Source organism: Streptomyces malaysiensis subsp. samsunensis, from assembly GCF_024519315.1.
In the GTDB taxonomy this organism is placed as follows: domain Bacteria; phylum Actinomycetota; class Actinomycetes; order Streptomycetales; family Streptomycetaceae; genus Streptomyces; species Streptomyces malaysiensis.
Genome location: NZ_JANIIC010000008.1, coordinates 149,755 through 171,724, shown reverse-complemented (window position 1 = coordinate 171,724; position 21,970 = coordinate 149,755). Strand labels below are relative to the sequence as shown.

Annotated in this window: 17 protein-coding genes; 12 read left to right on the top strand and 5 right to left on the bottom strand. The window is 72.5% G+C overall.

Annotation, left to right across the window (positions count from 1 at the left end):
* The first annotated feature begins 46 nt into the window (after window positions 1-46).
* From NQU54_RS09960 to NQU54_RS09935, 6 genes are all read left to right on the top strand, one after another.
* Window positions 47-1,645 carry an acyl-CoA carboxylase subunit beta gene (locus NQU54_RS09960; protein WP_257630732.1) on the top strand — a complete coding sequence of 533 codons (1,599 nt, stop codon included), beginning with the start codon at window positions 47-49 and terminating at the stop codon, window positions 1,643-1,645.
* A gap of 339 nt (window positions 1,646-1,984) precedes the next feature.
* The gene (locus NQU54_RS09955) at window positions 1,985-4,057 is read left to right on the top strand and encodes an ATP-binding protein (RefSeq protein WP_257630731.1); all 2,073 of its coding nucleotides are present in this window, start codon (window positions 1,985-1,987) and stop codon (window positions 4,055-4,057) included.
* 85 nt (window positions 4,058-4,142) lie between these two features.
* Window positions 4,143-5,303 (top strand): acyl-CoA dehydrogenase family protein, encoded by a 1,161-nt coding sequence (locus NQU54_RS09950; protein ID WP_079258023.1) that lies wholly within the window; start codon window positions 4,143-4,145, stop codon window positions 5,301-5,303.
* Window positions 5,304-5,389: 86 nt separating this feature from the next.
* Window positions 5,390-6,973 (top strand): 4-coumarate--CoA ligase family protein, encoded by a 1,584-nt coding sequence (locus tag NQU54_RS09945; protein ID WP_257630730.1) that lies wholly within the window; start codon window positions 5,390-5,392, stop codon window positions 6,971-6,973.
* A gap of 221 nt (window positions 6,974-7,194) precedes the next feature.
* Window positions 7,195-8,034: an enoyl-CoA hydratase family protein gene (locus NQU54_RS09940; RefSeq protein ID WP_257630761.1), complete on the top strand. Its 840-nt coding sequence runs from the start codon at window positions 7,195-7,197 to the stop codon at window positions 8,032-8,034.
* On the top strand, window positions 8,031-8,666 hold the full coding sequence (locus tag NQU54_RS09935; protein ID WP_257630729.1) for a TetR/AcrR family transcriptional regulator: 636 nt from the start codon (window positions 8,031-8,033) through the stop codon (window positions 8,664-8,666). The genes NQU54_RS09940 and NQU54_RS09935 overlap by 4 nt, the downstream gene beginning before the upstream one ends.
* A gap of 1 nt (window position 8,667) precedes the next feature.
* Here the strand turns inward: NQU54_RS09935 and NQU54_RS09930 are convergent, their stop codons facing one another.
* Window positions 8,668-9,771: a citrate synthase 2 gene (locus NQU54_RS09930; protein WP_079258021.1), complete on the bottom strand. Its 1,104-nt coding sequence runs from the start codon at window positions 9,769-9,771 to the stop codon at window positions 8,668-8,670.
* A gap of 350 nt (window positions 9,772-10,121) precedes the next feature.
* Between NQU54_RS09930 and pdxH the strand changes: the two genes are divergently transcribed.
* Window positions 10,122-10,823, top strand: coding sequence for a pyridoxamine 5'-phosphate oxidase (gene pdxH, locus NQU54_RS09925; RefSeq protein ID WP_257630728.1), 702 nt, complete (start codon window positions 10,122-10,124; stop codon window positions 10,821-10,823).
* A gap of 480 nt (window positions 10,824-11,303) precedes the next feature.
* On the top strand, window positions 11,304-12,863 hold the full coding sequence (locus tag NQU54_RS09920; RefSeq protein WP_257630727.1) for a PAS domain-containing protein: 1,560 nt from the start codon (window positions 11,304-11,306) through the stop codon (window positions 12,861-12,863).
* A gap of 236 nt (window positions 12,864-13,099) precedes the next feature.
* On the opposite strand, the gene NQU54_RS09915 is transcribed toward NQU54_RS09920, so the two are convergent.
* Window positions 13,100-13,855, bottom strand: coding sequence for an SIS domain-containing protein (locus tag NQU54_RS09915; protein WP_069870533.1), 756 nt, complete (start codon window positions 13,853-13,855; stop codon window positions 13,100-13,102).
* A 153-nt stretch (window positions 13,856-14,008) separates the two neighbouring features.
* Here NQU54_RS09915 and NQU54_RS09910 point away from each other — a divergent pair, with 153 nt between their 5' ends.
* From NQU54_RS09910 to NQU54_RS09895, 4 genes are all read left to right on the top strand, one after another.
* Complete coding sequence (locus tag NQU54_RS09910; protein WP_037958355.1) at window positions 14,009-14,701, top strand: iron-dependent transcriptional repressor DtxR; 693 nt, start codon at window positions 14,009-14,011, stop codon at window positions 14,699-14,701.
* A 795-nt stretch (window positions 14,702-15,496) separates the two neighbouring features.
* Window positions 15,497-16,366, top strand: a complete 870-nt coding sequence (locus NQU54_RS09905) for an alpha/beta fold hydrolase (RefSeq protein ID WP_257630726.1) — start codon at window positions 15,497-15,499, stop codon at window positions 16,364-16,366.
* A gap of 324 nt (window positions 16,367-16,690) precedes the next feature.
* Window positions 16,691-17,878: a lactate 2-monooxygenase gene (locus NQU54_RS09900; protein WP_257630725.1), complete on the top strand. Its 1,188-nt coding sequence runs from the start codon at window positions 16,691-16,693 to the stop codon at window positions 17,876-17,878.
* 174 nt (window positions 17,879-18,052) lie between these two features.
* Complete coding sequence (locus tag NQU54_RS09895; protein ID WP_069870524.1) at window positions 18,053-18,397, top strand: SH3 domain-containing protein; 345 nt, start codon at window positions 18,053-18,055, stop codon at window positions 18,395-18,397.
* 218 nt (window positions 18,398-18,615) lie between these two features.
* On the opposite strand, the gene NQU54_RS09890 is transcribed toward NQU54_RS09895, so the two are convergent.
* From NQU54_RS09890 to NQU54_RS09880, 3 genes are all read right to left on the bottom strand, one after another.
* Window positions 18,616-20,301, bottom strand: a complete 1,686-nt coding sequence (locus NQU54_RS09890; RefSeq protein WP_257630724.1) for a transporter — start codon at window positions 20,299-20,301, stop codon at window positions 18,616-18,618.
* Window positions 20,298-21,107 (bottom strand): ABC transporter ATP-binding protein, encoded by an 810-nt coding sequence (locus NQU54_RS09885; protein WP_079260525.1) that lies wholly within the window; start codon window positions 21,105-21,107, stop codon window positions 20,298-20,300. Before NQU54_RS09885 ends, NQU54_RS09890 begins: the two co-directional genes overlap by 4 nt.
* 116 nt (window positions 21,108-21,223) lie before the next feature.
* On the bottom strand, window positions 21,224-21,889 hold the full coding sequence (locus NQU54_RS09880) for a bifunctional DNA primase/polymerase (RefSeq protein ID WP_079153567.1): 666 nt from the start codon (window positions 21,887-21,889) through the stop codon (window positions 21,224-21,226).
* Between the last annotated feature and the right edge of the window lie 81 nt (window positions 21,890-21,970).

Below are 21,970 nucleotides of genomic sequence, written 5' to 3'. Positions count from 1 at the left end.
GCGATGGGCCGCCCTCTCGCCGCCTGGACATACCGGAGGTATCGCGGTGACCGTGCTCGCGTCCGCGCTCGACCCCGCCGGCGCCGACCACACGGCCCATCGGGAAGCGATGCTCGCCAAGCTCGCCGAGTTGGAGGGGGAGCACGCCAAGGCGCTCGCCGGGGGCGGTGAGAAATACGTCCAGCGCCATCGCAAGCGCGGCAAGCTGCTGGTCCGCGAGCGGATCGAGATGCTGCTGGACCCCGACACCCCCTTCCTGGAGCTGTCGCCGCTGGCCGCCTGGGGCAGCGACTATCCGGTGGGGGCCTCGGTCGTCACCGGGATCGGGGTGATCTCCGGTGTGGAGTGCCTGATCAGCGCCAACGACCCGACCGTACGCGGCGGGGCCAGCAACCCCTGGACGCTCAAGAAGTCGCTGCGCGCCCATGAGATCGCCCGCGCCAATCGGCTTCCGCTGGTCAGCCTGGTCGAGTCCGGCGGCGCCGATCTCCCGTCCCAGAAGGAGATCTTCATCCCCGGCGGGGCGATGTTCCGCGATCTGACCAGGCTGTCCGCCGCCGGAATCCCCACGATCGCCGTGGTCTTCGGCAACTCCACCGCCGGAGGCGCGTACATCCCCGGGATGTCCGACCACGTGATCATGGTCAAGGAGCGCTCCAAGGTCTTCCTGGGCGGTCCGCCGCTGGTGAAGATGGCCACCGGCGAGGAGAGCGACGACGAATCGCTGGGCGGCGCCGAGATGCACGCCCGCACCTCCGGCCTCGCCGACTACTTCGCCGCCGACGAGGCCGACGCGCTGCGCCAGGCCCGCCAGGTCGTCGCCCGCCTCAACTGGCGCAAGGCGCACCCCGATCCGGGGCCCGCCGAGCCGCCGAAGTACGACGCCGAGGAGCTGCTCGGCATCGTCCCCGGCGATCTCAAGATCCCCTTCGATCCACGCGAGGTGATCGCCCGGATCGTGGACGGTTCGGACTTCGGCGAGTTCAAGCCGCTGTACGGGCGCAGCCTGGCCACCGGCTGGGCCGCGCTGCACGGCTATCCGATCGGCATACTCGCCAACGCCCAGGGGGTGCTGTTCAGCGAGGAGTCCCAGAAGGCCGCGCAGTTCATCCAGCTGGCCAACCAGCGCGACATCCCGCTGCTCTTCCTGCACAACACCACCGGCTACATGGTCGGCCGCGACTACGAGCAGGGCGGGATCATCAAGCACGGCGCCATGATGATCAACGCGGTCTCCAACTCCCGCGTCCCGCATCTGTCCGTGCTCATCGGCGCCTCGTACGGCGCCGGTCACTACGGGATGTGCGGCCGGGCGTACGACCCCCGCTTCCTCTTCGCCTGGCCCAGCGCCAAATCGGCCGTGATGGGCCCGCAGCAGCTCGCCGGGGTGATGTCGATCGTCGCCCGGCAGTCGGCGGCCGCCAAGGGGCAGCCGTACGACGAGGAGGCCGATGCGGCGCTGCGCGCCATGGTGGAGCAGCAGATCGAGTCCGAGTCGCTGCCGCTCTTCCTCTCCGGGCGGCTCTACGACGACGGCGTCATCGACCCCCGCGACACCCGCACCGTGCTCGGCCTGTGTCTGTCCGCCCTGCACACCGCGCCGGTCGAGGGCGCGCGCGGTGGCTTCGGTGTCTTTCGGATGTGAGTGAGGAACCCGTGAGCTGTGTCTGTGTGTCCGCCTGTTCGCTCGTCTCGCGCGCCGTGTTGGTGCGGGTCGTGTGCGGTGGTTTCGCTTCGGTGTCTTTCGGATGTGAGTGAGGAACCCGTGAGCTGTGTCTGTGTGTCCGCCTGTTCGCTCGTCTCGCGCGCCGTGTTGGTGCGGGTCGTGTGCGGTGGTTTCGCTTCGGCGTCTTTCGGATGTGAGTGAGGAACCCGTGAGCTGTGTCCGTGTGTCCGCCTGTTCGCTCGCCTCGCACACCGCGTTGGTGCGGGTCGTGTGCGGTGGTTTCGCTTCGGCGTCTTCCGGATGTGAGTGAGGAACCCCGTGATCCGTTCCCTCCTGGTCGCCAACCGCGCCGAGATAGCGCGGCGTGTCTTCCGCACCTGCCGTGACCTCGGCATCGCCACCGTCGCGGTGCACTCCGACGCGGACGCCGGCGCGCCCCACGCGGGCGAGGCCGACGCCGCCGTAAGGCTGCCGGGCGACGCCCCGGCCGACACCTATCTGCGCGGTGATCTCCTCGTCGAGGCCGCCCTGGCCGCCGGGGCCGACGCCGTCCATCCCGGCTATGGCTTCCTCTCCGAGCACGCCGACTTCGCGCGCGCCGTAAGGGGTGCGGGGCTGGTGTGGGTGGGGCCGCCGCCCGAGGCGATGGAGGCCATGGCCTCCAAGACCCGCGCCAAGGAGATCATGCGCAAGGCGGGCGTACCGCTGCTCGATCCGATCGACCCGGCCGAGGTCACCGCCGGTGATCTGCCCGTGCTGGTCAAGGCGGCGGCGGGCGGCGGCGGTCGTGGTATGCGGGTGGTCCGCGAACTCGACGCGCTTCCTGCCGAACTCGACTCCGCCCGCGCCGAGGCGGCCTCCGCCTTCGGCGACGGTGAGATCTTCGTGGAGCCCTATATGGAGGGCGCCCGCCATGTCGAGGTCCAGGTGCTCGCCGACACCCACGGCACCGTATGGACGCTCGGCACCCGCGACTGCTCACTCCAGCGCCGCCACCAGAAGGTCATCGAGGAGGCCCCGGCCCCCGGGCTGGACGGGGAACTGCGGCGGACCCTGGCCGAGTCGGCGGCGAACGCGGCGCACGCCATCGGCTACGAGGGCGCGGGCACGGTGGAGTTCCTGGTCTCGCCCGCGGGGCGGGCGTACTTCCTGGAGATGAACACCCGCCTCCAGGTCGAGCATCCGGTCACCGAGGAGATCCACGGCCTGGACCTGGTGGCGCTCCAGCTGCGGATTGCCGAGGGGGAGCCCCTCGACCCGGAGCCCCCGGCGGCCCGTGGGCACGCCGTGGAGGCGCGGCTGTACGCCGAGGACCCGGCGCGCGACTGGCGGCCGCAGACGGGCGTCCTGCACCGTCTGGAGGTCGCCGGGCTGCGGGTCGACGCGGGGCCGGCCGACGGGGACGCGATCGGCGTCCACTACGACCCGATGCTGGCCAAGGTCATCGCGGTCGCCCCCACCCGGGCCGAGGCCGTGCGGCGGCTCGCCCATGGGCTGGAGCGGGCCCGGATCCACGGCCCGGTGACCAATCGGGAGCTGCTCGTACGGGCCCTGCGCCACCCGGAGTTCGAGGCCGCCCGTATGGACACCGGCTTCCTCGAACGCCATCTGCCCGAACTCACCGCCGCCGCCTCCGATGACGACGAGGCGGCCCGGCTCGCCGCCCTCGCCGCCGCCCTGGCCGACGCGGCGCGGCGGCCCGCGACCACGACGGTGGCCGGGCGGCTGGGCGGCTGGCGCAATGTGCCCTCCCAGCCGCAGCTGAGGAGCTACCGCGCCGAACCGGACGGCACGGAGCACGAGGTGCGCTACCGCCTCACCCGCGACGGGCTGCTCGCGGAGGACTTCCCCGAGGTCCGGCTGCTGAGCGCCGAGCCGGGGCGGGGCACTGCGGCGCGGCGGGGCACTGCGGCGCGGCGGGGCACTGAGCCGACGCTGGGTGCCGAGCCCAAGCCGGGTGCCGGGCCGCGGCCGGTCACCGGCCCGGGACCGGGCGCCGACCCCGGGCAGGCCGCCACCCCGGCGCGGGTCGTCCTCGATGTGGCCGGGGTCCGGCGGACGTTCGAGGTGACGGCCTATGGGGACCGCCGCTATGTCGACACGCCCCAGGGCTGCCATGTGTTCACCGCGCTGCCCCGCTTCCCCGACCCCACCGCCCGCACCGAACCGGGCTCTCTCCTGGCGCCCATGCCGGGCACCGTGGTCCGGGTCGCCGGGGTGAAGGCCGGGGACCGGGTCGAGGCCGGGCAGCCTCTGCTGTGGCTGGAGGCCATGAAGATGGAGCACCGCGTCACGGCGCCCGCCGCCGGGGTGCTCACCGCCCTGCACGCCACCCCCGGCCACCAGGTCGAGGTCGGAGCCCTGCTCGCCGTCGTGACGGCGGAGGAGTGACGAAGTCCCGCACATCGCACGGACCGTCCGGGCCGCGCGGCACAGCGCGGCCCGCGCAACGCATCGCAAGTGGGAGGAGCCGTCCATGACCAGCCCGCACACGCCGGTGGACACCCCGGAGCGCGTGGCGCTACGCGCCGCGGTGTCGTCCTTCGCCAAGGGGCACGCCCCGGGCGGCCCGCAGGAGGGCGAGGGCATCCCCGAACTGTGGGCCGAGGCAGGCAAACTGGGCTATCTCGGCGTCAACCTCCCCGAGGAGTACGGCGGCGGGGGCGGCGGCATCACCGAGCTGTCCATCGTCCTGGAGGAGCTGGGCGCAGCGGGCTGCCCGCTGCTCATGCTGGTCGTCTCGCCCGCCATCTGCGGCACCGTCATCGCCCGGTTCGGCACCGCCGGGCAGAAGGAGCGCTGGCTGCCCGGTCTGGCCGACGGCAGCATCACTATGGCCTTCGGCATCACCGAGCCCGACGCCGGGTCCAATTCGCACCGCATCACCACCACCGCCCGCCGGGAGGAGGACGGCGGCTGGATACTCAACGGCCGTAAGGTCTTCATCACCGGTGTGGACACCGCGGACGCGATCCTGGTCGTCGGCCGCACCGAGGACGCCAGGACCGGGAAGCTCAAGCCCTGCCTGTTCATCGTCCCGCGCGAGACCCACGGCTTCTCTTACCACCACATCCCCATGGAACTGTCCGCGGCGGAGAAGCAGTTCGAGCTGGTGATCGACGATGTGCGGCTGCCCGCCGACGCGCTGGTGGGCGACGAGGACGCCGGGCTGCTCCAGCTGTTCGCGGGGCTCAACCCGGAGCGCATCATGACGGCGGCGTTCGCGCTGGGGATGGGCCGCTACGCGCTCGACAAGGCCGTGGACTACGCCCGTACCCGCCAGGTGTGGAAGGAGCCCATAGGCGCCCACCAGGCGGTGGCCCACCCCCTTGCCCAGGCCCATATCGAGCTGGAGCTGGCCCGGCTGATGATGGCGAAGGCGGCGTACCTGTACGACGCGGGCGATGACGCGAGCGCGGGCGAGGCCGCCAACATGGCCAAGTACGCGGCCGGTGAGGCGGCGGTGAAGGCGGTGGACCAGGCCGTGCACACCCTCGGCGGCAACGGCCTGACCGCCGAGTACGGGCTGGCGCGGCTGATCACGGCCGCCCGGGTGGCCCGGATCGCCCCCGTCAGCCGGGAGATGATCCTCAACTACGTCTCCCACCAGACCCTGGGCCTGCCGAAGTCGTACTGAGCGGGCGCCCGGCCCACCGCGGTCGTACGGACCTCGTGGAGGGGGCAGAACGGACAGGTAGGTCCATCGAGCTGAGGGGAACGGCCATGGTGCTGCGCAGCGAGTATCCCGATGTCCCGCCCGTCGATCTGCCCATCCACGACGCCGTACTGGCCCGCGCGGCCGAGGAGTTCGGCGATCTGGCCGCGCTGGTGGACGGCGTGACCGGGGCGGCCCTGAGCTATGCCGAGCTGGACCGCGCCTCGCGCCGGATCGGGGCCGCGCTGGCCGAGGCGGGGGTGCGCAAGGGCGATGTGGTGGCCCTGCACAGCCCCAACTCGATCATGTACCCGCCGGCGTTCTACGGCGCCACCCGCACCGGGGCCGCGGTCACCACGGTGCATCCGCTGGCGACGCCGGAGGAGTTCGCCAAGCAGCTGCGGGACGCGGCCGCGTCGTGGGTCATCACCGTCTCGGCGCTGCTGGGCGTGGCCCGGCAGGCGGCCGAACGGGCGGGCGGGATACGGGAGATCTTCGTCTGCGACGAGGCGAGCGGCCATCGCTCGCTGCGCTCCATGCTGGGGAGCACCGCGCCCGAGCCGGTGGTGGAGATCGACCCGGCCGAGGACATCGCGGTGCTGCCGTACTCCTCCGGCACCACCGGCACCCCCAAGGGCGTGATGCTCACCCACCGCAGCGTGGCCACCAACCTCGCGCAGGTGGAGACGCTGGTGCCCAGCCGGCCGGGGGAGCGGGTGCTGGCCGTCCTGCCGTTCTTCCACAGCTACGGCCTTACGGCGCTCATGAACGCACCCCTCCGCAACGGCGGCACGGTGATCGTGCTGCCCCGCTTCGAACTCGACACCTTCCTCGCCGCGATCGAGAAGCACCGCGCCCAGGCGCTCTATGTGGCCCCGCCGATCGTGCTCGCGCTGGCCAAGCACCCGGCGGTGGACGGCCATGACCTGTCGTCGGTGCGGTACGTGCTGAGCGCCGCGGCCCCGCTGGACGCCCGGCTCGCGGAGGCGTGCGCCCGGCGGCTCGGCGTACCGCCGCTGCTCCAGGCGTTCGGGATGACGGAGCTGTCACCGGGCTGCCATCTGGTGCCGCGCGACGCGAAGAACGCACCGCCGGGGACCGTCGGAAAGCTCCTCCCGAGCACCGAGATGCGCATCGTGGACCCGGAGACCGGCGAGGACCTGGCCGTGGGCGAGGACGGCGAGATCGTCATCCGCGGACCGCAGGTGATGAAGGGCTACCTGGGCCGCCCCGAGGACACCGACGCGCTGATCGACGCCGAGGGCTGGCTGCACACCGGCGATGTCGGGCATGTGGACGCGGACGGCTGGCTGTATGTGGTGGACCGGGTGAAGGAGCTCATCAAGTACAAGGGCTATCAGGTCGCCCCGGCCGATCTGGAGGCCGTACTGCTCGCCCATGAGGCCGTCGCCGACGCCGCCGTGATCGGGGTGACGGACGGGGCGGGCAATGAGATCCCCAAGGCGTATGTGGTGCCCAGGCCCGGGGCCCGGGTCTCGGCGGACGACCTCATCGCGTACGTTGCCGGGCAGGTGGCCCCGTACAAGAAGGTGCGGCGTGTGGAGTTCACGGACGCCGTGCCGCGCTCGGCCACCGGCAAGATCCTCAGGCGTGAACTGCGCGCCAGGGAAAGGAGCTCGACCGCCCCATGACCGACGGCCCCATGACCGACGGCCCCATGACCGACGGCCCCACGACAGACGGTCCCACGACAGACTGCCCGCTGACCGATGGCCGTAAGACCGATGTCCCGGCGACCGGAGATTCCGCGACCGGGGGGCCCACCGCCGGGGGGTCGCTGAGCGGAGGCTCCGCCGGGAGGCTGCCGACCGGGGATCCCGCGACCGAGGGGCACCCCACGTTCCGCGCACCTCTGCCGCTCGTACGGGCCACCTTCGCGCGCGGTATCGCCACCCTCACCCTGGACTCGCCGCACAACCGCAACGCCCTCTCGGCGCGCCTGGTCGCCGAGTTGCGCGAGGCGCTGGCGGCGGCCGGGCGGGACGACCGCGTCCGGGCGGTGCTGCTCACGCACACCGGCACCACCTTCTGCGCGGGCGCGGACCTGAGCGAACCGCCCTCGGCTTCGGGGACGTCCGGCCTGGTGGCGCTGTTGCGGTCGATCGTGGAGCTGCCCAAGCCGGTGGTCGCCCGGGTCACCGGGCATGTGCGGGCCGGTGGGCTCGGGCTGCTCGGAGCCTGTGACATCTCGGCGGCCGGGCGCGGCGCCAGCTTCGCCTTCACCGAGGCGCGGCTCGGCCTCGCCCCGGCCGTCATCTCGATACCGCTGCTGCCCCGGCTGGACCGGCGCGCGGCGGCCCGCTACTACCTGACGGGTGAGCGGTTCGACGCCGCCGAGGCGGCCCGGATAGGGCTGGTGACGATCGCGGACCCGGAGGGCGACGCGGACGAGGCGCTGGCGCCCGTCCTCGACGGGCTGCGCCGGGGCTCCCCGCAGGGCCTGGCCGAGTCCAAGCGGCTGGTGACCGCCGATGTGCTGGGCGCCTTCGACCGGGACGGCGAACCGCTGGCCGCGCTGTCGGCCCGCCTCTTCGCCTCCGAGGAGGCCCGCGAGGGCATGACGGCGTTCCTGGAACGGCGGGAGCCGGTGTGGATACGGGAGGCGGCGGACGCCGGGGCGGGACCGTCCGCGGGGACGGCACCGGAGACGACGGCCGCCGGGGACACGGGCGCCGCGGGGGCGTCCCGATGACCCCCCGTACCGCGCTGCGCGACCCCAAGCAGGACCGCAGCCGCGCGACCCGCAGGCGGCTGCTGGAGGCCGCCGTGGCCTGCCTCGCCGAGCGCGGCTGGAGCGGTTCCACGGTCGCGGTGGTCGCCGAGCGGGCCGGGGTGTCGCGGGGCGCGGCCCAGCACCACTTCCCGACTCGCGAGGACCTCTTCACGGCCGCCGTCGAGCACGTCGCGGAGGAGCGCTCGGCGGAGCTGCGCGCCCTCTCCGCCCCGCGCGGGGAGGGCCGCGTCCGCGTGGTGGTCGAGGCGCTGATCGCCCTCTACACCGGCCCGCTCTTCCGGGCCGCCCTCCAGCTGTGGGTGGCGGCCTCGTACGAGGAGCAGCTGGGCGCCCGGGTGGCCGCCCTGGAGGCGAAGATCGGCCGGGAGACGCACCGGATGGCGGTGGAGCTGCTGGGCGCCGACGAGTCGGTGCCCGGCGTCCGGGAGGCCGTCCAGGGCCTGCTCGACATGGGCCGCGGCCTGGGCCTGGCCAATCTGCTGACGGACGACGGCCATCGCCGGGAGCGGGTGGTGGCCCAGTGGGCGGGGATCCTGGAGGGGATCCTGGCCGCCCAGGACCCCGGCCACCCCTCCCGGGCCGTCTCCTGAGCTACCGCGAGGCGGTGCTCCCGTAGCCGTCGATGTCGTGCGGGCTGCGCGCGCCGGGGCCGATGTACCGGGCCGAAGGCCGCACCAGCCGGCCGGTCCGCTTCTGCTCCAGGATGTGCGCGCTCCAGCCCGCCGTACGGGCGCAGGTGAACATCGAGGTGAACATGGGCGCCGGGACCTCGGCGAAGTCCAGCACGATGGCCGCCCAGAACTCCACGTTCGTCGCCAGCACCCGGTCCGGCCTGCGGCTGTGCAGTTCGTCCAGGGCGGCGCGCTCCAGCGCCTCGGCGACCTCGAAGCGCGGTGCGCCCAGCTCCTTGGCGGTGCGCCGCAGCACCCGCGCCCGCGGGTCCTCCGCGCGGTAGACGCGGTGGCCGAAGCCCATCAGCCGCTCGCCCCGGTCGAGCGCCTGCTTGACGTAGCGGGTGGCGTCCCCGGTGCGCTCGATCTCCTCGATCATGCCGAGCACCCGGGAGGGCGCGCCGCCGTGCAGCGGCCCCGACATGGCGCCCACCGCGCCGGAGAGCGCGGCGGCGACATCGGCGCCGGTGGAGGCGATGACGCGGGCGGTGAAGGTGGAGGCGTTCATCCCGTGCTCGGCCGCGGAGGTCCAGTAGGCGTCGACGGCGGCGACATGCTTGGGGTCCGGTTCACCGCGCCAGCGCCGCATGAAGCGCTCCACGATGGTCCCGGCCTTGTCGATCTCCCGCTGCGGCACCATCGGCTTCCCCTGGCCGCGGGCCGACTGGGCGACATAGGACAGGGCCATCACGGCCGCGCGCGCCAGGTCCTCACGGGCCTGCTCCGCGTCGATGTCCAGCAGCGGTTTGAGACCCCAGACGGGTGCGAGCATGGCCAGCGCGGACTGCACATCGACCCGGACGTCCCCGGAGTGGACCGGGATGGGGAAGGGCTCGGCGGCCGGAAGCCCAGGGTTGAAGGCGCCGTCGACCAGCAGACCCCAGACGTTCCCGAAGGAGACATGACCCACCAGGTCCTCGATGTCCACACCTCGGTAGCGGAGCGCGCCGCCTTCCTTGTCGGGTTCGGCGATCTCCGTCTCGAACGCGACGACTCCTTCGAGTCCGGGTACGAAGTCGGACATCAGGCGGCTCCTCATTGCGGGACGGCGGTCGGCGGCGGACGGTGCCGGAACGGTTCCGCGGCCGCCTGACACGGCTCGCGGTCCGTACCGGTCACTCCGTGATGTGCCCCGTGCGGGTGGTGGTCACCCAACCGCGGCGGGGAGTGACCTCCGGGACACGGGGGGGTGGTGCCTGCCAGGCGCCCACGGGCGCGTGGTCCGCCTCAGTCTGGTCGGTGCGCTGCCCACGGGGAAGCGTGAGAAGTGGCACATCCCGCACGCGTCGGGGAAGGGTTACCGGGTGCCGGGGCGGGGGATGGAGATCACTCTTCCGGGGCCGCCCGTGCGACGGACCGATGATGTTGCAAGATATGCCCGTGCCTCACGTTGACTCGGAGCCCTCGGCTTCCTTCGCGCGTACGTACGACCCGGCCGCCATGCGCGAGCACTACCGCGCGGCCGGCTTCGACGAGGCGGATCTCGCGGGTGATCCGTTCCGGCAGTTCACCCGGTGGTTCGAGGACGCGGTCGGCAGCGGTCTCTTCGAACCGAACGCCATGGTCGTCTCGACTGCCGACGCGGCGGGCCGCCCCAGCTCCCGCACCGTCCTGATGAAGAGCTTCGACGAGCGCGGCTTCGTCTTCTACACCAACTACGGCTCCCGTAAGGGCCGTGAGCTGGGCGAGAACCCGCATATCGCGCTGCTCTTCCCCTGGCATCCCATCGCCCGGCAGGTGATCGTGACGGGCATCGCCCGGCGCACCGGACGGGACGAGACTGCGGCGTACTTCCGCACCCGGCCGCACGGCTCACAGCTGGGCGCGTGGGCGAGCTCGCAGTCCTCGGTGGTGGGCTCGCGGGAGGAGCTGGACCGCTCGTACGGGGAGCTGGCGGACCGCTATCCGCCGGGGGAGCAGGTGCCGGTGCCGCCGGAGTGGGGCGGGTTCCGGGTGGTGCCGGAGGCGGTGGAGTTCTGGCAGGGCCGGGAGAACCGGCTGCACGACCGGCTGCGGTACGTCCGGCTGCCCGATCAGGAGGGCGCGGGCTGGCGGGTGGAGCGGCTGTACCCGTAAGGGCGGCACCGGGGCGTGCGGGCGCCGGGAACACTGGCGCCCGTAAGGCCCTGAAGAGACCGCAAGAGCCCTGAGAACCTCAAGAGCCCTGAGAGCCCCCGGAAAAGCAGACGACCCGCGGGTCTCTCCCCTGACGCCCTGAGGCGGAAGGGGGCCGGTCGGACGTACCGGCGACCCGCGGGTCGGGTGACTGCTTGGGATTGGCCGGCCACGCACATGTCTCGTGCGCCTGTCCGGCGAATGCGCTGAGCGCGACGACGGACGACTAGCCCGCAGTCACCTCACGCGTCCGGATTTCATACATCTGCCGAACCACCTCCCTTCTCGTGTACCGCACAGCCTAAGAACCCCCTCGTGCCACACACAAGCGAATTTCCGTGAGGCAACGATTTCGACGAATGCGGTGTGGCGCGTGTCACGTTCGAGTTCAATGTCCGACGTGCCCCACCACAGACAGCCACGTCCAGCAAGGGGTGTCAGGTGAGCGCTTCACAACGGTCCGAATCCGCACAGCCGGCGCCTTCCGCCCAGTCCTCGCGGGGAGTCCCGGGCCAGCCGGGCGCGGCCCCATCGGCCTCCGGCCGCCCCGACCGCCCGGACGGACCCGAGCGGCCCGACTCCGAACTGCTCGCCGCGCTGCTCGACGGGATGGACGCCGCCCTGTGCGCGTTCGACGCCGACGGCACGGTCACCCACTGGAACCACGAGGCCGAGCGCATCCTCGGCTGGACGGCGGCGGAGGCGGTCGGCCGCAAGGGGCTGGGCGGCTGGGCGGCCCGGCCGGGGGACGCGCGGGACGTCGAGGAGCGCCTTACGGAGGCCATGGGCGCCACAGGACGCCGGGTGCACGAGTTCGCGCTGCTGACCAAGGACGGCGGCCGGGTCCTGGTCCGTACGCAGTCCTCACGGGTGCCGGGCGTGGACGGCCGCCCGGCCGGGGTGTACTGCGCCTTCAGCGAGGTGCACGCGCAGGTCGACCTGGAACGGTCGATCGCGCTGAGCGAGGCGCTGCTGGCGGACGCGTCGTGGAACGTGGTCCTGGTCGACGCGGATCTGCGGGTGGCCGTCGCCAATACCAGCGCGGCGGGCGCGCTGCGCACGACCCGCAGGGCCGCGCCCGGCCGGCCGCTGGGCGACTTCCTGGACCAGGGCGTCGAGGAGGCGGAGGCCGCGTTGCAGCACGTCCTGGCCGAGGGCGTGCCCCCGGCGCCCACCGAGCTGTGGGTGACGGTGCGGGACGCCGACCGGGCGGACGCGGCCGACGGCTTCGAGGGTGTGGAGGGCGTGCGCTACGAACTGCTCGACGACGACGAGGCGGTCCGCGGCGAGGGCGCCGACCGCGGCGAGACCGGCGCGGCGGCGCGGCGCCGCTGCTGGCGCAGCGGCTTCCTCCGGCTGGCCTCACCGCTCACCGAGGAGCCAGCGCCGCTCGGGGTGGCCTGGATCTTCCAGGACGCGACGGAGGTGAAGGGCCAGGAGCAGGAGAGCGCCCGGATGCGCTTCCGGGGCAATCAGCTGCACCGGGCGGCGCGGGCGGCGGCCGAATGCGAGGACCCCATGGAGGCGGCCTCGGTCCACCTGGACTTCGCGCTGGCGGGCTTCGCCGACCACGCCCTGATCGACCTGGTCCTGGACCCGCCGCCGGGCGCCCCGGCGGACCGGATCCGCCTCGTCCGGGCGGCGGCCACGCCCACCGGCACCCCCGGCCCCTGTCCGCCCGTCGTCCCGGGCGGCATCCCGCTCGCCTACCCGGAGGGCCATCCGGCGCTCCAGGCGGTCGAGCGCTGCGGTTCGGTACGGGCGAGCACCAGACGCTCGGACGAGCAGGCGGCGGTCCAGTGGGCGGCCGCCCGCAAATGGCCGGAGGGCGCGGTGCACGGCCTGTGCGCGGTGCTGCGCAGCCGCGGCCGCACCCTCGGCGTGGTCACCTTCCTGCGCACCTCGAGCCGCCGGGCCTTCGACCGGACGGACGCGGTGTACGCGGAGGACGTCGCGGCCCGGGTCGCGGCCTCGGTGGACCTGGCCGTACGCCGGTGCTGAGGCGGCACGGAACCGCGGCGGGGAACGGCCGGACCGGGAAGGACCGCACCGGGAAGGGTCCGGGGACTGGCCGTACCGGGACTGGCCGTACCGGGAACGGCCGTACCGGGAAGGGCCCCGGGACTGGTCATGCCGGGGACGGCCACACCGGGGGCGGCCGCGCGCTCGCGGCGTCCGCGACAGGGCCGCCGCCCGGTGCGGATCACGGGCGGCGGCCCCTCACCGGAAGCCGCCCGTCACCTGCGGTAGAAGATCCGGTCCCCGTACTCGGTCATCACCTTGCGGTTCCACTCGTGCCCGCCGTCCACGTTCCCCGACCTCAGCATGGGTGGCTCGATTCCGCGTTCGGCGAGCTCCGTGACCCCGGCGGCCACCATGGACTGCATGATCGCGCTCGTCACGACGGTGGAGGCGGGCGCGAAGGGCGCGCCGATGCCGTCCGCCGTGAGCTCCGCGTCGCCGATCGGGATCTTGTTGTCGACGACCAGATCGCAGTGGTCCTTGAGGAAGCCACCGGAGGAGTTGCGCGAGGTGGTGCCGGTCGCGTAGCCCACCGAGGTCACCGCGATCACCGTGATGCCGCGCTCCCGGGCGCTCATCGCCATCTCCACGGGCAGGGCGTTGCGCCCGGACAGCGAGATCACGATCAGCAGGTCCCCGGACCGCAGCGGGCTGCTGTCGAGGACGGTCGTGGCGAGCCCGTCGACGCGTTCGAGCGCGCTGCCGAGGGTGGCGGGGACGATGTCCACGCCCACCACCCCCGGCACCGGCAGCAGATTCATCAGCGCGAGTCCGCCCGCGCGGTAGACCACGTCCTGGGCGGGCAGGGAGGAGTGCCCGGCGCCGAAGGTGAAGAGGCGGCCGCCCGCGGCGACCGTATCGGCGATAAGGGTGCCCGCCGCGGCGATATGCTCGGCCTCCTCGTCCCGCACCTGCCGCAGCAGGCCGATGGCCGCGTCGAAGAATTGCCCGGCCGGCTTGGACTCGCTCATCAAGGCGTCGCCTTCCCTATGGGGGGTTTCGATCATGACGCTGTCAATAGCAGCCCGATCCCTTGCGGCGGAAGGGGCCGACTCGGCCCCGTTGTCGGTGGGATGCGTCAGAATTGCTTTCAGGGCCACCGCACGACACTTCGAGGGGCACGCATGTCCGGACTGATCGACACCACGGAGATGTATCTCCGCACCATCCTCGAGCTCGAGGAGGAGGGCGTGGTCCCCATGCGCGCCCGTATCGCGGAGCGGCTCGAGCAGAGCGGTCCGACGGTCAGCCAGACGGTGGCGCGGATGGAGCGCGATGGTCTGGTCACGGTCGCGGGCGACCGCCATCTGGAGCTGACCGAGGAGGGCCGCCGGCTGGCCACGCGCGTGATGCGCAAGCACCGGCTCGCGGAGTGCCTGCTCGTGGACGTGATCGGGCTGGAGTGGGAGCAGGTCCACGCCGAGGCGTGCCGCTGGGAGCATGTGATGAGCGAGGCGGTGGAGCGGCGCGTCCTGGAGCTGCTGCGCCATCCGACCGAGTCGCCGTACGGAAACCCGATCCCGGGCCTGGAGGAGCTGGGCGAGAAGGCCGAGGCCGATCCGTTCCTGGACGAGTCCATGGTGAGCCTGCGTGAGCTGGAGCCCGGTTCGGAGGGCAAGACGGTGGTGGTGCGCCGCATCGGCGAGCCCATCCAGGCCGACGCCCAGGTGATGTACACATTGCGGCGGGCCGGGGTGCAGCCCGGCTCCGTGGTGAGCGTCACGGAGTCGGCGGGCGGGGTGCTGGTCGGCAGCAGCGGTGAGGCGGCGGAGCTGGAGGCGGAGATCGCCTCGCATGTCTTCGTGGCCAAGCGCTGACGCGGTCCCGGCGTGGGCGTCTCTCTTCCGGATCCCCCGCCTGATCTCACCTGACCCCGCCTGATCCCGACCCGTGATCTCCAAGCCTTGATCCCCGCGCTCCTGTTCTCCGAGCCCTGATCATCATCCTCCGATTCCCGACCTCGCCCCGATTCCCGACCCCCTGACCCCGCTCCCCCTGCGTCGCCTCCCCGGCGCGCGGACGCCTCGAATCCGTCCGCCGCCGACCCGGCTTCCCAACGCCTCGCGAACGCGCTACCGCACAACCTCGCGCGCTCCGACACGCTGACCTATACACCCGGTTCAGACGATTCGGCCGTCACGACCTGCGAGGACGGATTTTCCCGAAACCGGAGTCGGGAGAAACCGAGCGGGCGGAGCCGCCGCGTGCGACGCTGTCGCTGACGCTCAGGCCGTCAGGGGAGGGGGCTCAGGTGGGCCCGAGGGGCTGTGCTGCCCAGGGGGTGTTCTTCAGCGGGGGCCCCGGTGCCGTCAGGTGCCGGGGCCCCGCTTCCCCATGTCCCCCCGCTGGGCCCCGGTTCGCACGGACCGCGCGAACGCGGCCGGTGCGACCCGGGCCCCAGGTGACCCGGAGCCCCGAGCTCTCAGGGTCGTCCCCCGCGGACTCCCTTCCCCAAGCAGTCCGCCTCCCGCTAGCTGTCTCCCCAGGGCACAGACGATCAATCCCTGCGCACGGTCACTCGAACGAGGGGTGTTGGACGCCAATAGCGCGTGTTCGAATATGAGTTCGATACTGTGAGGGTGTTCGGGAGAGGGCTGGAGGTGCCAGACCACATGGTGCGACGCATCGAAGTGAGTGGGGCCGGCGGCGTGCGGCTCGCCGCCTGGGAGTTCACCGATCCGCCCAAGGCAGGCGCCGGCCGCGAGGCAGCGCGGGGGCCCGGAGTGCTGTTGCTCCATGGGCTGCTGGGCCGCGCCGCCCAATGGGCGGAGACGGCCCGCTGGCTCTCCACCCGCCATCGGGCGGTCGCCCTCGATCAGCGCGGCCATGGCCGTAGCGAGAAGCCGGCCGAGGGGCCGTTCGACCGCTCCACCTATGTGGACGACGCCGAGGCGGCCGTGGAGCAGCTCGGCCTCGCCCCCGTGACGCTGATCGGCCATGCCATGGGCGCCCTCACCGCCTGGCAGCTCGCCGCCCGCCGCCCCGATCTGGTCCGGGCGCTGGTCATCTGCGATATGCGGGCCTCGGCCCTCGGCGCCGCCTCACAGCGCGAATGGGCCGCATGGTTCCGCTCCTGGCCGGTGCCGTTCGCGACCCTCGCCGATGTGCGCAAGTGGTTCGGTGAGGACGATCCGACGCTGGAGCGGCCGAATCCGCCCCGGGGCGACTTCTTCGCCGAGGTCATGGCCGAGCGTTCGGACGGCTGGCGTCCGGCCTTCTCCTGCCGTCAGATGCTGAAGGTCCGTGAGACCTGGGTCCATGACGCCCATTGGGAGGAGCTCGCGCTGGTCGAGTGCCCCACCCTGGTCGTGCGCGGGCTGGACGGTGAGCTGGGCCGCGCGGAGGCGCAGGAGATGGTCCGCGTCCTGCCCCGCGGCCAGTATGCGGAGGTGGTGGACGCGGGCCATCTCGTCCACTACGACCAGCCCGACGGCTGGCGCCGCGCCGTGGAGCCCTTCCTGGCCTCCGTGCTGCCCGTCTAGCGGATGGCGGATGGCGGCTGACGGGCTGATGGTCCGGTACCCGGGTCAGTCCGGCGTCCGGTTCAGAACGTCCGGACGGGTTCAACACATGGGCCACCGCCGGCACCTTGCCCTCGGCGTCCGCCGGATCCGACACCAGCGCCTCGGCCTCCGCCGCCGTACCGATGTCGACCTTCCGCGCCACGATGCGGGAACTGGCTCACTGTCTCCATCGCGTTCCGGTTCGCTCCCTTGAACGCGATCGACGGGTGGTCGATCCTACGAGTCCTCTACTCCCTTCCAGCAATGGGAATTGACCAGCAGTGAACAGGTGAAGGGGCGCACATGATCGGTGGCGACATCACGGATCCGGAACCCGGCAGGGACTGGGCGGCATTTCAGTACGAGATCTATCTGAACGGGATGACCGGAGCCGTTCCCCGGCTGCCCGCCGATCTGACCCGGCTCGAGGAGGTGGCCGAGGCCCGGCTGGGGCCCGGCCCGGTGGGCTATGTCGCGGGCAGCGCGGGCAACGGCAGTACCGAGCGGGCCAACCGGGCCGCGCTGGACCGGCATCGGATCGTGCCGCGGATGCTCCGTGACGTACGGCGGCGGAATCTGTCGGTCGAGCTGTTCGGCACCAGGCTGCCCGCACCGCTCGCGCTCGCCCCGATCGGCGTGCTGTCGATCATGCACCCGGACGCCGAGTGCGCGGCGGCGCGGGCCGCCGCGGCGCAGGGCGTGCCGTTCATCCTGTCCTCCGCGTCCAGTACGCCGATGGAGCGGGTGGCGGAGGCGATGGGGGACGGTGAGCGGTGGTTCCAGCTCTACTGGGGCAAGGAGCGCGAAGTCACCAGGAGCTTTCTGGGCCGGGCGAAGACCTGTGGCTTCACGGCCCTGGTGGTGACCCTCGACACTCCGCTGCTTGCCTGGCGGCCGCGCGATCTCGACCAGGCGTATCTGCCGTTCCTGCGCGGAGTGGGAACCGCCAACTACTTCACCGATCCGGCGTTCCAGGCCGGGCTCGCCAAGCCGGTCCACGAGGACCTGGACGCCGCGGTGCTGCACTTCGTGCAGATGTTCGGCGACCCCGGGAAGACTTGGGAGGACCTGGCGTTCCTGCGGGAGCACTGGGACGGCCCGATCGTGCTGAAGGGCGTGCTGCACCCCGATGACGCCCGGCGCGCGGAACAGGCGGGGATGGACGGCGTGGTCGTGTCCAACCACGGCGGCCGCCAGGTGGGCGGTTCGATCGGGGCGGCCGACGCGCTGCCGGGGGTGGTGGAGGCGGTCGGCGACCGGCTTGCGGTGCTCTTCGACAGCGGGGTGCGCACCGGAGACGATGTGTTCAAGGCGCTCGCCCTCGGCGCGCGTGCGGTGCTGCTGGGGCGGCCGTACGCCTATGGGCTGGGGCTGGACGGGCAGCCGGGGGTGGAGCATGTGATCCGTGCCCTGCTGGCCGAGTTCGAGCTGACCCTGGCGCTCTCGGGCCATACCGATGCCGCGGGGCTCACCCCGGAGGCGCTCGGCTGACAAATTCCCTTCGGCTTTCAACGTGTCAGCCACACCGGCCCATCGGCGACTCGCCGATGGGCCGTCGGGGTTTTACCGCGTCCTGAGCTTCCGGATTGACGGGTGCTACGCTCTTCGGCGCGCGATGAATTAATCGATCATGCAGTGAATTAACCGATCACGGGGGGTGGTTGCGTGAAGATCAAGCGTAAAGCCTCGATGGTCGTGCTCTCGGCGGCACTGATGCTGGGCGGTTCCGTGGCCCTGGCGCCAACGGCGTCGGCGGTGGGGGCATCGGCGTGTCAGTTCAATTCCCCGGATGTCAATTTCAAGGTCTCGACGAGTGGAGCGAGATTCCGTACCGGACCGGGAAAGCGCTACCGCGCCATAGGAACGCTTTACCGGGGAGATTCCTTCCGGTACTTCTGTCGCACCCGGGGATTCGAGAAGAGCTGGTCCTACGGAAAGATCCTCAAACGGACCACCACCGGAATTCGGCCCGGGACCAGGGGCTGGGTCTACAGCAAGTACCTCGACTAGCCGGAACGTTACGGCAGTTGGGCGAGGGCCGTCCTCCGTGCGACGTGAACGGTGCGTGTGACGTGAACGGTCCGTGCGACGTGAACGGTCCCGGCGACGCGGATAGTCCGGGCGCCGCGGATGGTCCGTGCGACGCCAAGCGGCGGGGCCAAGCGGCGGGGCCGGGCCAAGCGGCGGCCCCGGGGTGAGCCCCCGGCCCCGCCGCCCGCGCCCGGGGCTCACCCCTTGCTGACCGCCGCCAGGATCTCCGGCAGCCGCGCCGCCACCCGCGGCGCCGCCACCCGCAGGCCGATCTCCGCGAGGGCCGCGCCGTACACCGTGCCCACCGGAAGCAGCACCCACAACAGACCGTGCTGCCCGGAGAGATGCAGCCAGAACGTCAGGCCCAGCACCGGCGCGCACAGCACGGCGCCCGCGATCAAGCCGCCGAGGATGCTGAGCCAGGCGATCCCCGCCTGCGCCGGGACGACGTTCTTGTAGCCGCTGTCCTGCGGAATGGAGTACGGGGCCAGCGCCGAGGTCATGGCGCCGGTCGCCACCATCGAGCCGAGCAGCGCAAGGGCGAGCCCGAGCGCCTCGGGGGCGGCCGACCAGTTCTTCAGGAAGGCGGCGGAGGCGAACACCGCCACCACCACGTACACCACCGCGACCAGCAGGAGCGCCAGCGCACGGCCCCGCAGCTCCAGATAGGCGTCACGGCGAGAGGAGATCGTCTGCGCGACCATCCAGAAAGCGGAGCTGTCCTGGCCGAACTGGTTGTACATCAACATGCCGAGCAGCCCCGATGCCCAGCAGGCCGTGTAGATCGAGCCATTGCCCTGGACGGCCGTGATCACGGGCAGCAGCAGTCCGACGGCCAGCGAGGTGACCCATGCCGACTTGGTCTTCGGGTCCCGCACGGCGTAGCGCAGCGTCCGCAGCAGCACCGTGCCGGCGCGGCCGGCGGGCAGCAGCCGGGCGAATGGGCCCGAGGCGTCCGGGGTGCCGGCCGCGCCGGAGCGCCGCCGCTCGCGCGGGGCCGCCGCCTGGAGAGTGGAGGCGTCCGGGGTGGTCATCAGATGGGTGAGGGTGCCTTTCCACCACCACATCAGCAGCCCCAACGCGCCCACGGTCAGCGCGAACTGGGCCGCAGCGACCCCATACGCACCGTCGCTGACGCCCTGGACGGCGTCCACGGCCGCCGCGGGCGGCACCCAGCGCAGCACCGCCGCGGCCGGCTCCAGCACGGCCAGGCCGTTCTCGCCGCCGAGCTGCTGGGCGCCGAGGTTCACGAACTGCGCGCCGACGGCCACGAACAGACCGCTGAGCACCGCCAGATCACGGCCCTTACGGCTGGTGAGGAGGCGGGTGTTGGCCGTCGCGACGGCGCGTGCCAGCGCCACGCACACCAGCACCGTCAGCACCACGGCCACGACCCCCGCCACCGCGGCCGCCGCCCCGTGCGCGACGGCGATGGCCGAACCGGCCACCAGGGTCAGGGTGAACAGCGGGCCGATGCCGATCAGCGAGGACACCAGCAGCGCGGTGATCAGCGAGCGCGGCCGCAGCGGCAGCATCACCAGCCGGGTCGGGTCGAGGGTTTCATCGCCGCCGGGGAAGAACAGCGGCATCACCGCCCAGCCGAGGGTGAGCACCGCCGTCAACAGCGTGACCAGCGCGTCGGCGTGGTCGGTGCCGCGCAGCAGCACCAGGCCGAGCAGCTGCAACACGGCGACCAGCAGCGCCAGCACCAGCGAGGTGATGTACGCGGCCCGCCGGCCGCTGGACTGGCGCAGCCCGTTGCGCAGCAGCGCCAGCTTCAGGGAGACGAAGACGGGGGTGGGGGACGCGGTGGGGGCGGCGGGCGGCTCGGGCACCGTGGCGCCGAGCGGGTCCTTGGCGCCGAGCGGGTCGGTGAGCGTCATCGGGCGCCGCCGCCCAGCCAGTCGAGGCTCTGGCCCGCCTCGCGCCGGTTGGCGCCGACGAGCTCCAGGAAGGCGTTCTGGAGGGACGGCGCGTCGCCCCGCACCTCGGCCAGCGGGCCATGGGCCCGGATCCGCCCGGCGGCGATCACGGCCACCCAGTCGCACAGCGACTCCACCAGCTCCATGACATGGCTGGAGAAGACGACGGTCGCGCCGGAGCGGGTGTAGCGCTCCAGGACGCCGCGGATGGTCTGGGCGGAGACCGGGTCGACACCCTCGAAGGGCTCGTCGAGGAAGAGGACTTCGGGGTTGTGGAGCAGCGCGGCGGCCAGTCCGATCTTCTTCCGCATACCGGTGGAGTAGTCGATCACCAGCTTGCTCTGGGAGCCCGCGAGATCGAGGACGTCCAGCAGCTGGGTGGCGCGCCGGTCGATCTCCTCGCCGGGCAGCCCGCGCAGCCGTCCGATGTAGGTGAGCAGCTCCCGGCCGGAGAGCCGCTCGAACATCCGCAGCCCCTCCGGCAGCACCCCGATCCGCGCCTTGACCCCGACCGGGTCCCGCCAGACGTCATGGCCGCCGATCTCCACGGTTCCCGAGTCGGGGCGCAGCAGGCCGGTGATCATCGACAGCGTGGTGGTCTTACCGGCGCCGTTGGGCCCGACGAGCCCGATGAACTGCCCGGCGGGCAGCTCCAGGTCGATCCCCGCGACGGCGATCTGCTCTCCGTAACGCTTCCACAGGCCGCTCACCCGCACGGCGGCGGCCCTGGACGGCCGCGTGGTGGCCGCTGATTGCTCCTGAGGCACCGGTTCACCCCGTTTTCCCGTGGGACGCATCCCACTGACGTATCACTCGGGGGCCGGTCTCCGCCCCCGCCCGGCGCTCCACGATAGGGGCTGGCCCAGGGAGCGCTCCGGAGACGTCAGCGGCGCTCGCGGCCGCAGGCGTAGGCCAGGGCGCTCACCAGCTCTTCGGCGTCGGGCAGCCAGCGGTTGGCGGCGGTGGGCCGCCGGGCCCACTGGATCGGGCCGCGCACGCCCACCCGGGTCGGCGGCGCGACCACGTAGTCGCCCTCGCCGCGGGCGGTCAGGTCGATCGCGTTCGGCGGCCAGCCCAGATTCCGCACCAGGTCGGGGACCTTGGCGGCGGCGCCGGGGAGGACGAAGAAGAGCATCCTGCGGCCGGGGGTGCAGGTGACCGGGCCCAGCTCGACCCGGCGGCGCTCCATGCGCGCGAGCGCCAGACAGCCCGCCGACTCCGGGACGTCGAGTGCGTCGAAGGTGCGGCCGGTGGGCAGCAGGATGGAGGCGCGTGGCGCCCTGCCCCACATGCGGCGGACCACGACCGCGCTGCCGGTGGCCTGGTTCACCCAGTCCCGGCCGGTCGGATGGGCGCCGGGGGCCGGGCAGCCGGCGCTTCCGCAGGAGCAGCGCTCCACCCCGTCCACGGTCTCCAGCCAGGCGCCGGAGAGCACGTCCCAATGCCGGTCCTCGGCATATCGCACCGCCGCGTCGCCCAGCCGCTCCCCGCGCTGCTGGGGGATCTGCGAGGTTCCCGCGGTGAACCGCGAGGGTTCTGTCACGTCCATGGTCTCTTCCACGCACAGGACAACTTCCGCCGTCAACGAGGGTTACGGCCGGGCCCCCGCACGGCCGGGCCCCGCACGGCC